This is a genomic window from Streptomyces sp. NPDC058665, from assembly GCF_042714995.1.
Taxonomy (GTDB): Bacteria; Actinomycetota; Actinomycetes; order Streptomycetales; family Streptomycetaceae; genus Streptomyces.
The window spans coordinates 1-15,403 of record NZ_JBHXRX010000077.1 but is presented as its reverse complement, the minus strand read 5'-3'; the positions used below and the strand labels follow the sequence as shown (position 1 = coordinate 15,403).

Genomic DNA, 15,403 nt, shown 5'->3' with positions numbered 1-15,403 from the left:
GACGATGACCACCCTGTACGTCGGGAACTCGTTCAACGAGTCCCTTGTCGGCGACCTCAGTCGGATGGACCCTGAAGAGCGTCGGATCAGCGGCAACCTGTGCTGTCGGCTGGTCTGGTTGATGGGCCCCGGCGACCTACTCGTCAGCCCCCAACCCATCAGCGACGAATTCCTCGGCTACGCCTCTCGGTTGAAAGGCGTGCCCATCACATCGGCGGACGTCGTCATTCCGCCGCCGGACGGGTTCGGCGCGGACCTGCTGACGGTGGACCGGCTTCGAGGGGGCCGGTTCATCGACGAGTTGCGGGCGAAGAGCGTCGGCCGAGGACTCGATCGCGTCCTCCCCTACTGCTACAACCAGACAATCGCGTCGCTCGCACGCGATGTCGGAATCGGGTCGTACGACACGAGTGTCGCGTTCTGCGAGGCCGGTGGTGTCGACCTACTCAACCGGAAGACGGTGTTTCGGGCACTCTGCGGGGGAGCCGGCGTCCCCGTCGCCGACGGCCTGGTGACCCGATCGGTGAGCGACGCCACCGACTTCGTCGCCTCGTTCGTCGAGACGGGGCGGCCCGTGATCGTCAAACAGGACGCACACGAAGGCGGTTTCGGCAACGAGATCCTCACGCCGTCGGCGGACACCGCTCAGTTGGGAGCCGCTGTGCTCACCGTCGTCGGGGACCGCCACGCCGTCGAGGAGCGATTGGCCGAGCAGTGGTCGCGCTTCAGCTCGAACGGTCGCGATCCCGTCGTCATCGAGCACTACCTGGAGAACGCGATCTCGTTGGGGTGCGAGGTGAGCCTGGACGGCGAGTCCCCGGTCATGCGCCACACCGCGGAGATGCGGATGACACCCGTTTTCGACGGACTCCTGATACCCCCGAGTTCGATCTCCGAGGAGTGCGACGCCGAGTTCTCGCGGTACGCGCTTGAACTCGCCGACGTCGTACACGCGATGGGCTATCGGGGGCTGATGAATATCGACGGACTGGCGGTCGACGAGGGCAGAGTCGTCGTCCTCAACGAGTTCAACGGCCGCCTCGGCGGCTCCACCCATCTCCACTCGATCGGCCGGATGCTCTTCGGCGACGACTACCTGCGACGCCGGTACCTCGTCAGCAACAACGACCTGAAGGTGGATTCGTTCTCGGGCGCCGTAGAGGCGCTGGAGCGGGCGGGCCTGGCGTTCGACCCCGAGCGTGGCGAGGGCGTCGTCCTCACCTGCGACCACGCCGCCCAGTCCGGGGCGGTCGAATACTGCGCCATCGGAGCCGACGTGGCCACAGCCGATGACTACGAGCGGCGGCTGCGCCTGCTGTCGACGTCACGCTGACGACGTTCGGCGGAGAGGTGAGCGGACGTCGAACAACGGTCCATGGCTCCTCCGGTCCGCCGTGATCAGCGGCCGTGAGGGAGTCTCTACATGCCAGGAGAAAAATCCATGACCAGCAATGAACGCCGTATCACCGTCAGTCCGGACGACTCCGCCTCGCGCTGGGGGAACCCCGGTGTGGAGGTGCTTTCGACACCGGCCATCCTCGGCCATGTGGAGCGTCTGTGCGCTGATCTCCTGAAGCCGCAGCTGGCACCCGGCGAGATGACGGTCGGCGTGCAGGTCGTCATGAACCACCGTGCCCCCGCCCGGGTCGGCGAGGTCGTCGTCATCGAGGCGACCGCTGCCGGTTCCGGCTCGCAGCCTCGATTCGACTTCGCCGTCAAGAGCGTCGACGGCAGTGTGCTCTGCGACGGTGTTCACCAGCGCGCCGTGGTCGACGCCGGCCGGTTCCGAGCCCGTATATCCGCCTGAGATCCCCCAAGGTACTCCTCACCTCGGCCGCTCGCGGTTCGGCGAAAGCCGTCGCCGACGAGCGGCCGAGGTGAGAGTTCCGGCGGCGGATCACGGTCAGCCCAGCGCCGCCTGCCGGGACAGGCCCCGGCGGGCCGGGAAGTACTCGAGCAGCGACGACGTGCCGTCGACGGCGAGGGCGAGCACCTCGACGAGCCCGTCGCCGGGGCAGGGGTGGTAGATCTTGGCCATGTCGATGCGAAGCCGCCAGAGCTCCGTCAGCGCGGTCATCACGTGGTCCCACAGGATCCGCTGCTCGGCCGTGTCGTCGCCGTCCAGCGGAGCGACGGCTCGGTAACCGGCGAGAGCGACGTCGACCAAGTGCAGTGGTATCTGCGCGAAATCGATCGCCGGATCGAACCAACCCGCGTCATCCCAGTCGATGAGCGCGCGAAGCCGGTCGTCGAACTGCAGGATGTTCGCCGGCTTGAGGTCGCCGTGCACGAACCGCCGGTACCGGTTCGCGCCGCTGACCGAGGGCTTCAGAGCGCTCAGCAATTCGTCGAACCACTCGGCCAGGTGCGCGGCCACCACGCCGGCATCGACGAGCCCTGTCAGGATCGCGACGTGGTCGAGCGGGCGCGCCCACTCCTCCAGCCACCCCTTCGGATCGTCCACGTGACCCACGGTGTGGTGGAGCGTCGCGAGTTCAGTTCCTACGCCGTGCCAGACAGCGGCGTCGGACGGCAGGACTCGTGCGGACGGGGTCACCGAATCGCCGCGCACGTACTCGAAAATCGAGAACGGGACGCTGAATATCTCCAGGCTGTCGTCGAACGCGACGAGTGATCCGGTCCGGACGCCGGCGGAAGTGGCGGCCGGCACTGCGACTGAAGCGGTGAGTGTTTCTCCGATCGCTCGCGGATGGTCTCGCGGTATCTTCAGGATATAGTTGTCGCCGAGCCGGTACACCGAATGCACATTGCCCGACGAATTGAGCCGTTTCGTCTTCCGTGGATCTATGTCCAGCTGGTATCGGTCGATGACCGCCGAGGACTGTACCGGAGTCACGATCGGGAATGGCGCGCCGTCGTAGGGCGGCCGAATTGGACGTCGAATTGGTGTCATGCTGCAATGCTCCCCGCGCTTACCATGTCGATTTCCTGCTTCGGTAACAGGTGAGATTCGCATGCTTACACTACCTCTACCGACACCGCTGCAAAACTACTTCGAAGGAGTTTGCAATGGCTGAGCCCGACATGGAGCGACCCGAGCCGATGGCGCGGCTGGTGAACGGGGAATCGGTCAGTTCCTCGATCGGTCATCTCCAACAGGTGTTCTCCGGGATCACCGACCGCCTACGAATTTCACCGACCGAACAAGTAGCCGCGCGGCTCCGGGGCTGGGATAATTATCAGCGCGCTTCCCTGGGGCGCGGCGAGACTCCGGCGCTGGTCGCCGGCGCCATCAAGTCGTCCTTCTCTCTGTCCGAGACCAAGTTCGAGCCCCGTGGGGAACCGGGACTCGAACTCCCCGATGTGACCGAGGTCCCGGCCTTCGCACACCTCGACGGCGTCGTGCGCCTCGCGGCGCGGCTGGCGATCCCGGCCGAATTCGACGAGCAACGCGTGGTCGTGACGCTGTTCCTCTACCGGGTGATCGCGCGCGCCGGGCAGGTCTACGAAGGATTCCTCCACCGCGATATCGCTTCCCCGCAGGAGCCGGTGGGCAGTGTGATCTTCTATCCCACGGTGAGAACGCAGAACATCGAGGGGGCGGAATTCGGCGCTCACTTCTCCGGTCTTCCCACCGATGAGCTGCGGCGCCGCGACCACGACATCACATTCGCGCCTCAGGAGTACGAGGGTGCCGCGCTCGTCCTCGGCTACCCGCACAACCTCGCGCACGGCGTCCGGCTGGGGCAGAACCCCCACGCTGCCCTCACAGACGCGACGAGAACTCGCGCCGACGATGTGCGGGAGCTCCTCGATCCCCACGAGACCACCTTCGTGAAGGACATGGCGGTACTGACCTTCACGCAGACGACAGCGATCGAGGTGGAAATTCCCTGAGCCGTTTCGACGGCGAGGTGGGACCGGAAGCGTTCGAGTACGCCGGGTATGGGACAGCCCGTACCCGGCGGTCGGCGGGTGGAGAAGGATACTGGATGAATCATCCTGAAAGTGGTTACGGTGATCTGGATTTCCGTATCCATATGCGACGTCATACTTGGCCCGGGAAACTCATCGCCGTGTCAGGAATCGATGCAAGCGGGAAGACGACTTTGATCCGGTGCATCGCGGCGGAGTCGAGGCGCCGATCAATCGTGGTGCGGCGCTTCAAGTTCCCGTCTCGGAAGCTGAAGGAAACGGCGCTGTTCCGAGAGTTCGACAGGGATCGCCAGGGGAGTCTGGACCGTGGTGTCGTCGACCCGTTCGGGTTGACGCTCGTCCTGATGGGGGATCGCCTGCTCACGCTGCGAAATCAGGTGGTGAGTCATCTCCAGGCGGGGCACACGGTGATTATCGATCGGTATTTGTTCACGACGCTGGTGGAGTTCTTGCTGACGCCGCACTCGGCTGCCGAGCGCCGTGCCGTCTGGGACTGTGCGGGGCATTTTCCCCAGCCGGATTGCTATCTTTTCACCGACGTTCCAGTGGAGGTTGCCGCCGATCGGCTGCGGGACCGTGGGGGAGCTGAGGCGGAGTCGGTCGATCTGGAAGCCATGTCAATGAGGGCGAAACTCTTTCGTGAATTCGCAGCGTTGAATGACGGCGTACCGGTTCGAACGGATATCGGCCTTGCGCATTCTATGGGAGTTGTCAGGGATCGTCTCAACGCCATCGACGCGCTGTCATCTCAGGCCTGCGGTACCCGGAGAGTCGCGAGCGCCAGGGAGCAACGATGAGTCACACCGACCGAAGCGAGGACTGGACTCCCGTCGTACTGGGCGGCCCGCCCCATGAATTCCCCGGCCGCCTTCTGGCCATCGAAGGATCGGACGGATCCGGGAAGTCCTATTTCGTTTCGTGGCTCATGGCGGCCATGAGTGACGATATCCCGTGCACGCACGTGTTGATGCCGGGAGAGCACATGCGCGCTTATGACCTCTGGCGGGCATGGAGCGACCAGTCTCTTGGATTCGATCGGAGCCTCATCGACGATGCCGGCTTGAAGCTGATGGCGGTCGGCGATCGCCTGGTCAGGCAGCGGGCGATCATTGAACCCGCTCTCCGGCAGGGTCACCTCGTGATCTGCGAGCGATACGCGCTCACCCCGCTGGTCTTCAACTCCGACGAGATATTCTCGGAGCCGCTGCAGCGACTTTACCGGCCGGACCTCGGGCTGATATTCGACGCACCGAGCGATCTCCTTTTCGACCGTGTGCTGGCACGTGCTGACTCACCCGTGCACCCGCAGACGCGACACGACAAGGATGTCGAGGTCAGGAGATTTCGAGAATTGGCTGAAAAGAATCTCTATTCAGTTGTGGACACGAGCGCACCCAACGACTTCGAAGGGGTCAGACCTCTCCTGCGGGAGATGCTGCGACCGAGGGCGGGCGGGCTTTCATGAGTGCCGCCCCTGCCCGGTCCGCACCCGTTGCACGACCACCGCTGGCAGCGCCCGAACCGTGGACTTTCCCCCCGCGAGAACTCCGTGATCCGCAACTCCGCGTCCGCGCCGAGCAACAGACACCCAACTGGCAGGCCCGCCATGCGGTCCGCTCCGGAGCGTAAGGCACCATCAACGAGCTCGCTCACGGACACGGCATGCGCCGCTGCCGCTGCCGCTACCGGACAGCACGTGTTCACAGCCATCACCGCAGACATCGAACGCCTCCAAGATCGTGGAGTTCGTGCGTGATGCTCAGGAGCCGGTGCGGGTACGGGAGGTGACGGAGGCGTCGTTCGGACAGAGAGCCAACCGCAGCTTGCAGAAGGGCGTGCGCCGCCAGGTCGAGCGGCTGGTCCATCAGGGCCGGCTGACCAGCGCGGACAGCCGGGGCTTCAGCGCGGTGCGGTAACGCCGCTCACGCCGACCAGGACGCTCCCGCGCCGGCCGGGCCGTCGCCCGCAGCGGCGAGGCGGCGGGTCATGAGGGTGACCTTGACCCATTTCACGTAGGCCTCCTGGGCGGCGGAGGGTCAGGCGTTTTCCCGCACGGCCGCAGCATGTGGCCGGCGGATACTCGTAGAGCAGGTGCCGGGCTGACCCACCGTCATGGGCCGGAGGGGCCCAGCGGCTGTGGCAGGCCATGGACGCGATCGGGTTGGCCCTGGCGAGCCGGGCCGGTGCCTGGCTGACCTGGGTAATGGGTTTCGCGACCAGCCGGACCATGCTGCTGCGCCGGGTGATGGAGCTGCCCGACCCGGAAGCGACGCGGCCCCGCGCCTTCGGCGAGGACGACTTCGCCCTCAGGCGTGGCCACGTCTGCGGAACGGTTGTGATCGACGCCGAGAGCCGCCCAGGTCCTCGACTTGTTGCCCGAGTGCGACGCCACCACCGACCGGTTCCATCTATGGCAAAACATCACCTGCGCGGTCGAGAAGACCGTCGCTGATCATCGCTCCTGCCTGCGCGAGCTACCCCACCGATACGAAAACGGTCCACCGACTCAGTCGGCAGACCGTCACGAAACTTCGAGGCTAGACTGCCCGATGAAACATGACAACGTGTCACACTCGACGGGAAAGCCACGACGAGTGCGGGCGACCTCCAGACAGGGGATCGCTCGGCGATATGGAAGGAAGAATACTAATGAAGTCGGCGGAAATCCGCAAACGCTGGCTCGGCTATTTCGAGGAACGTGGGCACACGGTCGTGCCTTCGGCATCGTTGATCGCGGACGACCCGACACTGCTGCTGGTACCCGCGGGCATGGTGCCTTTCAAGCCATACTTCATCGGCCAGGAAAAGCCACCCTTCCAGCGTGCCACGAGCATCCAGAAATGCGTGCGCACCCCGGATATCGACGATGTCGGCAAGACCACTCGCCATGCCACGTTCTTCCAGATGTGCGGCAATTTCTCGTTCGGAGACTATTTCAAGAAGGAAGCGATCACCCTCGCCTGGGAACTGCTGACCTTCCCGCAGGATGCGGGCGGCTACGGCATGGATCCCGAGCGGTTGTGGATCACCGTCTTCCAGGAAGATCCTGAAGCCGAGGCGATCTGGCGTGATGTCGTCGGCGTCCCGCCGGAGCGGATCCAGCGCCTGGGCATGGGGCCGAACTTCTGGTCCATGGATGTGCCCGGCCCCTGCGGACCTTCATCCGAGATCTGTTACGACCGCGGCCCGGAGTTCGGCGCCGAAGGCGGCCCGGCGGTCAACGACGAGCGCTACATCGAACTGTGGAACCTCGTGTTCATGCAGTACGAGCGAGGTGACGGAACCGGAAAGGAAGACTTCGAGATCCTCGGGGAGCTGCCGGCGAAGAACATTGACACCGGTCTCGGCCTCGAGCGACTGGCGATGATCCTCCAGGGCGTTAACAACATCTTCGAGATCGACACCTCGCGTGCCGTCATCGACAAGGCGACCGAGTTGACCGGAGTTTCGTACGGCGCGGATCCGAAAACAGATGTCTCACTCCGCATCGTGTCGGACCACATGCGGGCGTCGGTCATGCTGGTCGGAGACGGGGTCACGCCCGGCAACGAGGGCCGCGGCTACGTGCTGCGCCGGATTCTGCGCCGCGCCATCCGCAATATGCGGCTGCTCGGCTCCGCCGGGCCGGTGGCCGCGGCTCTGCTCGACACCGTCCTCGACATCATGGGTGAGCAGTACCCCGAGCTCCTGGAAGACCGTGCGCGCATCGAGATTGTCGTGCTGGCGGAAGAAGCCGCATTCCTCAAGACACTGAGAACGGGCACCGCCATCCTCGACGAGGCGGTCGCCGAGACCAAACGCCGCGGTTCCTCGGTCCTGGTCGGCGACAAGGCTTTCATGCTGCACGACACCTACGGCTTCCCGATCGACCTGACTTTGGAAATGGCGGCCGAGCAGGGCCTCCGGGTCGACGAGGGCGGTTTCCGACAGCTCATGAAACAGCAACGGGAGCGGGCCAAGGCCGATGCCCGCGCCAAGAAGCTCGGCCACGCCGACCTTTCCGCCTATCGGGAGGTCGCAGACCGTACCGGGACCGTGGAGTTCACCGGATACGAGTTGCTGGAGGATGAGGCCTCGGTCGTCGGTCTGCTGGTCGACGGCGTTCCCTCGCCTGCGGCGTCCGAGGGCGACGACGTCGAGATCGTCCTGAGCCGGACGCCTTTCTACGCCGAGGGCGGCGGCCAGTTGGCCGACCACGGCCGAATCCGGACACACTCGGGCGCGACCGTGGCCGTTCACAACGTGCAGCAGCCCGTGCCCGGCGTCCTGGTGCATTCAGGCACGGTCCTGGTCGGTGAAGTCACCCTCGGCTCGGCGGTGTTCGCGAGGGTCGATGTCGACCGCCGTCGTGCCGTCTCCCGCGCGCATTCGGCGACCCACCTGACGCACCAGGCGCTACGCGACGCGCTCGGCCCGTCGGCCGCGCAGGCCGGCTCGGAGAACTCCCCCGGGCGGTTCCGCTTCGACTTCGCCTCACCGTCCGCGGTGCCCCACTCCGTGCTCGCGGACGTCGAGCAGGAGATCAACGAAGTGCTGGCCCGCGAGCTGGAAGTGACCGCCGCGGTGATGACCATGGATGAGGCCCGCAAACAGGGGGCCGTTGCGATGTTCGGCGAGAAGTACGGCGACCGGGTGCGCGTCGTAACCATCGGCGACTATTCCAAGGAACTGTGCGGTGGAACGCATGTCCGCAACACCGCGCAACTCGGCCTGGTGAAGCTGATGAGCGAGTCGTCCATCGGTGCGGGCGTACGGCGAGTCGAGGCACTGGTCGGCGTAGACGCTTACCGCTTCCTGGCCCGCGAGCACACGTTGGTGAGGCAGCTGACAGAGTTGGTCAAGGGCAAGCCGGAGGAACTGCCGGAGAAGATCGCCGGCATGATCACGCGGATCCGGGACGCGGACAAGGAGATCGACCGCTTCAGGCTGGACAATCTCATGCAGGCAAGTGCGTCGCTGGTGCAATCGGCCGAGCACGTCGGCGGCGTCGCGCTGGTCGCCGCGAAGGTGAGAGACGGGATCGTGATGGACGACCTGCGGCGGATGGCACGGGATGTGTGCGCGCGGTTCACGTCCACGGAAGCTGCGGTCGCCTTGTTCTCCGTCAAGGACGGTCGACCGTTGTGCGCGGTCGCGGTGAATGAGAAGGCACAGGCGAGCGGACTGAAAGCAGGCGAGCTGATCCGTACGGCGATGACGGTCCTTGGGGGTCGTGGAGGCGGCAAGGATGACGTGGCGCAGGGAGCAGGCACCGACACGAACGCTGTGGGCCAAGCAATCGCTGCGGTGCGCCAGGCTGCCCTCGCGCAGGGTTCGTCTCAGGGTCTGTAGAACTCTCATTCCGGTTGCGCGCATGCGATGCCGACGCTCGTCGGAAGCCTGAGCGGCCAGATTGGCTTCCTCCTTACCTCGCCGCTCAGGGGCGGCACCACGTCGACGTCGATTCCCGAGGTCGACGTGGTGCTCAATGGCCTCGACCCGGGAATCGACAAGACGTCCACCACCGACGTGCCCGCGACCAGCCAGGGAACCGATGCCGCCACGAAGACCGTGGGCTGGAAGCGAGCGGAGTATCGGCTGGATCTCAGTTCGATGTCGCGAGCAACGACAGTGCCCCGAGGCCAGCCCGCTGAGCCAGGCAGTGAGCCAGTTTGCGCGATTCGCGCACCAGCGCGGGCACGTCAACGCCCAGCAGTTCGCCGTCGGCGACCCTTCGCCGTCCCGCCACCCAGACGTCTTTCACCTCGCGAGGTCCCGCGCAGTAGACGATCGTCTGGAACGGGTCGTGGACATTGGCGAGGGCTGGCGAGCCGCCGTCGAAGACAACCAGGTCGGCGGCCTTTCCCGGTTCCAATGAACCGACCGCGGTATCGAGGTGCAGCGCGGCGGCACCTTCGATAGTCGCCATGCGGAAGGCCTCACGCGCGGTCAGGGCAGCAGGGTCGAGCTGATCCAGTCGTTGGAGGAGAACGCCGGTCTTTATCGCTTCCAACATGTCCTGGCGGTCGTTACTGGCCGGGCCGTCAACGCCGATCCCGACATTGATCCCACTACCGCGCAGCCGTGAGACCGGGCACACCCCCGACGCAAGGATCATGTTCGATACCGGGTTATATGCTACGCCGACGCCGTGCGACGCCAAGAGACGGATGTCAGCGTCCCCGAGCCAGACGCAGTGTGCTGCGAGTGTCGGCGACGCGAACAGCCCGTTCTGCGCGCAGTACGCAATCGGGCTTGTATGTCGGGACTCTTGGATGAATTCGATCTCCTCTCGTGACTCATGAAGGTGGATGTGGATTCCGTCTGCATTCGACGATGCGAGATCAACCGACCGTGCAAACATCGAAGGGGATTGCGCAGCCACCGTCGCGATACCGACGCGGAACCGACACAGCGTGCTGGCAGCCGCGGCCTCACGCAGCGCGGCATGTTCGGCGAACACGTCTTCCACCGGAGTCCCTGGCCGCCGATCACTCGCGCCATAGGAGACGATGCCCTTCAGGCCCAGTTCCTCGAGGCCTTGGACGACTCCAGGCGTGACGGAAGTCGTCCTCGGGTCGCTGACGAACATGTCGTTCGTCAGCGTGATCCCGGTCCTCAGCATCTGAACGCCGCCGAGCAGCGTACTGATGAAGGCGCTTTCCCGGTCGAGGTGGGGGGCGACGGCGTCGATCAGGCCTCGAAGCCAGTCACCGAGAGCGAAGTTCTCCCCGATTCCTGTCACGAGGGCTTCGGAGAAGTGCCCGTGAGTGTTGATGAATCCAGGGGTGACGATATCGTTGGGCCCGCCGAGAACGGCACAAGAAGGAAACCTGCTGGACAGATCGGCGAACGACCCGACGTCTCGGATCGTGTCACCCACCACGCGCACGGCACCGTCTGAAATCATCTCGGGTTCGGACGCTGTCAGGACGTACTTGCCGCGAATCAGTAAACCCGCATCCGGCTGGCGAAGAGGGGCATCCCCCTTTGAAGACATCGTCGGATGCAGGCGGTCGGACCGTTCAGTCATCGGATTCGCACCAATTCCCCATGCCATTCGGAGTCAGTCTGAATTGCCATCGGCCGATGCGGGGCATCGGAGATCTATGTTTCCCTCGATGTCGCGCCATCCGGCGCTTCGCCCCTCACTGGCCTTGAGCCCATGCGGGGCAGGCCTTGAAAGCCGCCAGGGCTTCAGAGCACGGACACGTCCCGGGTTCTGCTTTCGGATATTAAACGGGCGGACCCTTCCAATTCCTGAGCGAAGTCGCCCCACAACTGCGCGTACTGCCGCGCGAGTTGAATCATCATGGACGTACTGTGTGAAGGCACGACCGAGGCGAGAGAGGCCGGTTCCAGCAGGCCCGATGCGTTCGCCTGCAACAATTGGAGAAGCCGGCGTCCGGCCTGCTGGTGGCGCATGGAAGGATCGCGGGCGAGCTTGGTGACGATGCTGACCGGATCCGCCACCGTCGACAGCGAGGCCCGCAGCGGGCGAGACTCCGAGCGGCGCCTGGCCGGAGACACGCCGGAGTCCGACCGGCGGCCTCCGTCGAACGCGTACGGTACCGGTATCGGATCTTCGCCGCGTGCCAAGCGGTCGCGCACATCGGCCACTGTGTTCGGCGATATCCCAGAGATCTTGGCCACCTCTCGCAGCGATGACTGCGGTTGGTCCGCCAGCATCTTGGCGGCCTTGAGTCGACCTTCCACCGTGCTCAACGGCCTGGTTCTGCCGTCTCGCCCCACTCGAGCGGACGGCATCGACGGCGCGTCCTGAGCCATGTGCCGTATCTCCGCGACGATCTTGGCCGCCATGCCGACGACCTCGGCGATCGCCCGATCGGACATCTCAGGGTGCGACGCTATGATGCCTGCCGCAGCCGCGCGCCGGTCGGCGCGCGACAGAGGGAGGCCATGCTTCACATTCGTCTCGACGGCGTGGAGGAATGCGTCCTCAGCGGTTCCGTCGAAGAACTCAACATTGATGGTTTCTTTCCCGTTGAGTATCGCGGCCATGAATCGATGGGCCCCGTCGACCACTTCCATCGTTCGCCGGTCCACGAGGATCGGAGGGAGTTCGCCATCGACCTCCGCGAGGCGCGCGATGTGCTCCTCGTCCCTTCCTCCCAGGCGTGGAGATCGCCCCAGCGCGAGGCTGGCCAGTGGAAGAACCCAGGGCCCCTGCCCTGCGGGAAGGCCGTCGATCGCGATACCGCTGGAAGGGGCCATCGATTCTTCGTAGAGAGCTGATATGGACATCGAATCCACTTGATTCAAGGCTGTAATCCCCTCGTTGATTGACCTCCGCAAGGCAGTTGCACAGCTCTCCACCTCACGGCGTATACATGCACCGATCCACGCACGAACCAGTGGATCAGTGGTTCACTGAAGCAAGGCATCAGTGAAAGGGCCTCTCACGCCCGTGCAGTCACATTCGGGCGCGCAGCGGAGGCGCAATTCTCAATCGTGGCCGGTTCACCGGCAGGTGGGGGGCGGATGGCGCGGGCGGTCTCCCTGACCTCGCCCGCGCGCAGCCGGCGCCACCGCTCCGGGTTGGCGGCCAGGATGCGGACGACACCGCGACCCGGCCGTTGTTCCAGTCGCGCGCGAGCAGGTCGAGTGCCTGCGTCTCACGTCCCGTCAGCTGTGGGAACGCCGACCGGTACGACACCGCGTAGGGTTCCGAGAAGTACTCGCCCAGCCGCCTCGCGATCACCGTGCTGGACACGGCGCCGCCCTCGGCGACGATCTGATGGCGCGCAACAACTCCCGTTCGGAGTTCCGCTTGGTGATGTAGCCGCTCGCCCCCGCCCGCATGGCCGCCACCACCGAGTCGTCGTCCCGGCTGTGCTGAGCTCCGTTCGCCGCGCTCCGCGTGCGCAGCACGCGCTCGGTCGACTCCACCTGGCGCACCGTTTCAAAGCCGTCCGCGTCCGCCAGGAGGTGCCTGATGCCGGCGCGAAACAGCGCCTGTTCACCGACAACCAGGACACGCACCATCACCGCACTCCTCCCAACACCGATCCGGGCGCGGTGGGCGTGCCGACGGTTCTCGCGAGGACCAGCCATCCTCCGTGCTGCGCTTCCAGTTCCGCATTCCTGACAGTGAGCACGCCGTTCCTCCCCGTTGGTCCTCGGCGCGCGTGGACTGCTTGATCACCCGCCGGTGGATGTGGGGCACAGTAGTCCGGCCCCGGCACTGAATCTGCCGGTTGTTCGCCCCACAAAAGCTCCGGTCCAGCGTCGTCTGCCATGCCCAGCACGGAGAGTTCTCCATGCTCCGGCCGGGACCGCTGGTCATCCCGCGTTCGGGCCCTGACTCCTGGCGCGGCCGACCGCGCCGCACGCCACCGTGGCGATCATGGGCGACGGAAGCCTCTGGACCCACGACGCCGAGTGGACCGGCGCGTTGCGCGAACACCGTTTCCCCGCGGCCCGCGCGTGGACACCCGAGACGGTCGTCGGCTACCTCCGCAGCACCTCCTTCGCCCGGCCCGAACTCTTCGCGGAACAACACGAGGCGTTCGAGGCCGAACCCCGCCAGCTGCTCGACGTGCACGCCAAGGATGGGGTGCTGCGGGAGGAATCGGTGTTCACCTGATCTCGCGCCGCGAGGGAGAGGCGGGCACGGCGAACGGCCCCGGAGACCGTGTAGGAGCACCGAATCGCGATGATCATTGTCCTGGAGCAGTGGCAGACGTCCTGCCGGAACACGGCGGGCATGGGGAGGGCAGGATGGCCGCCATGGCGAACAGTAGGACCGCGAAGCCGGCCTCGCGGACGGGACCGATCCGGCATCCTCATTGAGATCCTTGCCGACCTCCACCACGAAGAACACGAAGACCGCCTGGAGCGGCTGGGCCTCGACTCCGCCGACCAGTTCGACCCCGCAGCCTTCGACACAAGCAACTCCGCCGACGGGCCTACCGGATCATGGAGTTGCCAGGGCTCCGTCAGGTGCGCCCGTACGACGCTCGGGCGTCCTGCTTCACATGTCGGCTCGGTGGGCGGGACACCGCCCGGTCGTGAGATTGTGAGATATGGGAGCGTGAGCGGGTGAGCGAGACGACGACCAGAACCCTGCAATACCGCGTAGACGGGCCAGAAGACGCCCCGACTCTGATCTTGGGTCCCTCTCTCGGTACCACCTGGCATATGTGGGACAGACAGACGCCGGAGCTGGCCAAGCACTGGCGGGTGGTCCGGTTCGACCTGCCCGGTCACGGCGGCGCGCCCGCCCATCCCGCCACCGGCGTTCCCGAGCTCGCGGACCGGCTCCTCGCCACGCTCGACGGACTCGGCGTGCAGCGCTTCGGCTACGCCGGCTGCTCCATCGGCGGCGCGATCGGCGCGGAGCTGGCGCTGCGCCGCCCCGACCGGGTCGCCTCGCTCGCGCTCGTGGCGTCGTCGCCGCGGTTCGGTACGGCGGACGAGTTCCGCCAGCGCGGGGTCATCGTCCGTACGAACGGTCTCGACCCGATGGCACGCTCGGCGCCCGAGCGCTGGTTCACGGCCGGCTTCGCCGCCGCCCAGCCCGCGATCGTCGAATGGGCGGTCCAGATGGTCCGTACGACCGACCCGGGGTGCTACATCGCCGCGTGCGAGGCGCTCGCGGCCTTCGACGTACGGGCGGAGCTCGGCCGTATCGGCGTGCCGACGCTCGTCCTGGTCGGCGCGGAGGACAAGGTCACCGGACCCGCCGAGGCCCGCACACTGGTCGCCGGGATACCGGACGCCCGGCTCGCCCTGGTGCCGGGAGCCTCGCACCTGGCGCCCGTCGAGCAGCCGGCCGCCGTCACGGACCTGCTCATCCGTCACTTCTCCACCGCCTGGCAGAACCCCTCCGACACCTCGACCGGTCTGACGGTGCTGCCCGACTGGGCAACCTATCCGGGGCCGGGGGCGCCCGCGGGACCGCCGACCCTGTCGCCGATGACCTCCCCCGTCGCCGCCATCACCTCCGCCGAGCAGCCGCAGGCCGTGGCCGCCGTACGCCCGGATCCTTACGAGACGGGCATGCGGATCCGCAGGGAGGTCGTCGGTGACGCCCATGTCGACCAGGTCATGGCCGATACGGCCGGCTTCGCCGGTGACTTCCAGGAACTCCTCACCCGCTACGCCTGGGGCGAGGTCTGGAACCGGGAGGGCCTGGACCGCCGCAGCCGCAGCTGCGTCACGCTCACGGCCCTCGTCGCCGGCGGTCACCTGGACGAGCTGGCCGTCGAGACCAGGGCCGCCCTGCGCAACGGTCTGACGCCTTCCGAGATCAAGGAAGTACTCATCCAGACGGCCGTCTACTGCGGCTTCCCGGCGGCGACCGCGGCCTTCCGCGTCGTGGGCGCGGTCGTCCAGGAGGAGACCACGCCCGACAGCTAGGGCCCCTCGTTTGGATCTTGCCGGGCTCGCGAGCCCTGGCACGCACGCTCTCCCCCGTAGCCCCCGAGGGGGGCACGGGAGGTGCCCCCTCCGTGGGGGGGGGGGGGGCGGGCCCCCCCGGGGGGGGGGCGCCGACCGGGGGGGC

General features: G+C 66.2%; 13 protein-coding genes. 9 read left to right on the top strand and 4 right to left on the bottom strand.

The features are described 5' to 3' along the window. The first annotated feature begins 4 nt into the window (after positions 1 to 4). Positions 5 to 1,333, top strand: coding sequence for a peptide ligase PGM1-related protein (locus ACFWV8_RS33330; RefSeq protein WP_384212988.1), 1,329 nt, complete (start codon positions 5 to 7; stop codon positions 1,331 to 1,333). Between the two features lie 108 nt (positions 1,334 to 1,441). Further along, on the top strand, positions 1,442 to 1,807 hold the full coding sequence (locus tag ACFWV8_RS33325) for a thioesterase family protein (protein ID WP_384212985.1): 366 nt from the start codon (positions 1,442 to 1,444) through the stop codon (positions 1,805 to 1,807). A gap of 96 nt (positions 1,808 to 1,903) precedes the next feature. Here the strand turns inward: ACFWV8_RS33325 and ACFWV8_RS33320 are convergent, their stop codons facing one another. Further along, positions 1,904 to 2,914: a phosphotransferase enzyme family protein gene (locus tag ACFWV8_RS33320; RefSeq protein WP_384212981.1), complete on the bottom strand. Its 1,011-nt coding sequence runs from the start codon at positions 2,912 to 2,914 to the stop codon at positions 1,904 to 1,906. Between the two features lie 116 nt (positions 2,915 to 3,030). On the opposite strand from ACFWV8_RS33320, the gene ACFWV8_RS33315 reads away from it, so the two are divergent. From ACFWV8_RS33315 to alaS, 5 genes are all read left to right on the top strand, one after another. Further along, positions 3,031 to 3,858, top strand: coding sequence for a hypothetical protein (locus tag ACFWV8_RS33315; RefSeq protein WP_384212977.1), 828 nt, complete (start codon positions 3,031 to 3,033; stop codon positions 3,856 to 3,858). A gap of 95 nt (positions 3,859 to 3,953) precedes the next feature. Further along, entirely contained in the window at positions 3,954 to 4,694 is a 741-nt protein-coding gene (locus tag ACFWV8_RS33310) for a dTMP kinase (protein ID WP_384212974.1), read from the top strand. Further along, entirely contained in the window at positions 4,691 to 5,362 is a 672-nt protein-coding gene (locus ACFWV8_RS33305) for a hypothetical protein (RefSeq protein WP_384212971.1), read from the top strand. The genes ACFWV8_RS33310 and ACFWV8_RS33305 overlap by 4 nt, the downstream gene beginning before the upstream one ends. Positions 5,363 to 5,645: 283 nt before the next feature. Next, on the top strand, positions 5,646 to 5,813 hold the full coding sequence (locus ACFWV8_RS33300; RefSeq protein ID WP_384212968.1) for a hypothetical protein: 168 nt from the start codon (positions 5,646 to 5,648) through the stop codon (positions 5,811 to 5,813). A gap of 733 nt (positions 5,814 to 6,546) precedes the next feature. After that, positions 6,547 to 9,228: an alanine--tRNA ligase gene (gene alaS / locus ACFWV8_RS33295; RefSeq protein WP_384212964.1), complete on the top strand. Its 2,682-nt coding sequence runs from the start codon at positions 6,547 to 6,549 to the stop codon at positions 9,226 to 9,228. Positions 9,229 to 9,481: 253 nt separating this feature from the next. On the opposite strand, the gene ACFWV8_RS33290 is transcribed toward alaS, so the two are convergent. The 3 genes from ACFWV8_RS33290 to ACFWV8_RS33280 form a co-directional block, all read right to left on the bottom strand. Beyond that, entirely contained in the window at positions 9,482 to 10,936 is a 1,455-nt protein-coding gene (locus ACFWV8_RS33290) for an amidohydrolase family protein (protein WP_384212961.1), read from the bottom strand. Positions 10,937 to 11,073: 137 nt separating this feature from the next. Continuing rightward, entirely contained in the window at positions 11,074 to 12,141 is a 1,068-nt protein-coding gene (locus tag ACFWV8_RS33285) for a ParB/RepB/Spo0J family partition protein (protein WP_384212957.1), read from the bottom strand. Positions 12,142 to 12,594: 453 nt separating this feature from the next. Further along, entirely contained in the window at positions 12,595 to 12,882 is a 288-nt protein-coding gene (locus tag ACFWV8_RS33280; RefSeq protein ID WP_384212952.1) for a hypothetical protein, read from the bottom strand. A 361-nt stretch (positions 12,883 to 13,243) separates the two neighbouring features. Between ACFWV8_RS33280 and ACFWV8_RS33275 the strand changes: the two genes are divergently transcribed. Further along, complete coding sequence (locus tag ACFWV8_RS33275; RefSeq protein WP_384212950.1) at positions 13,244 to 13,483, top strand: hypothetical protein; 240 nt, start codon at positions 13,244 to 13,246, stop codon at positions 13,481 to 13,483. Between the two features lie 455 nt (positions 13,484 to 13,938). Then, positions 13,939 to 15,258: an alpha/beta fold hydrolase gene (locus tag ACFWV8_RS33270; RefSeq protein ID WP_384212948.1), complete on the top strand. Its 1,320-nt coding sequence runs from the start codon at positions 13,939 to 13,941 to the stop codon at positions 15,256 to 15,258. Positions 15,259 to 15,403: the final 145 nt, after the last annotated feature.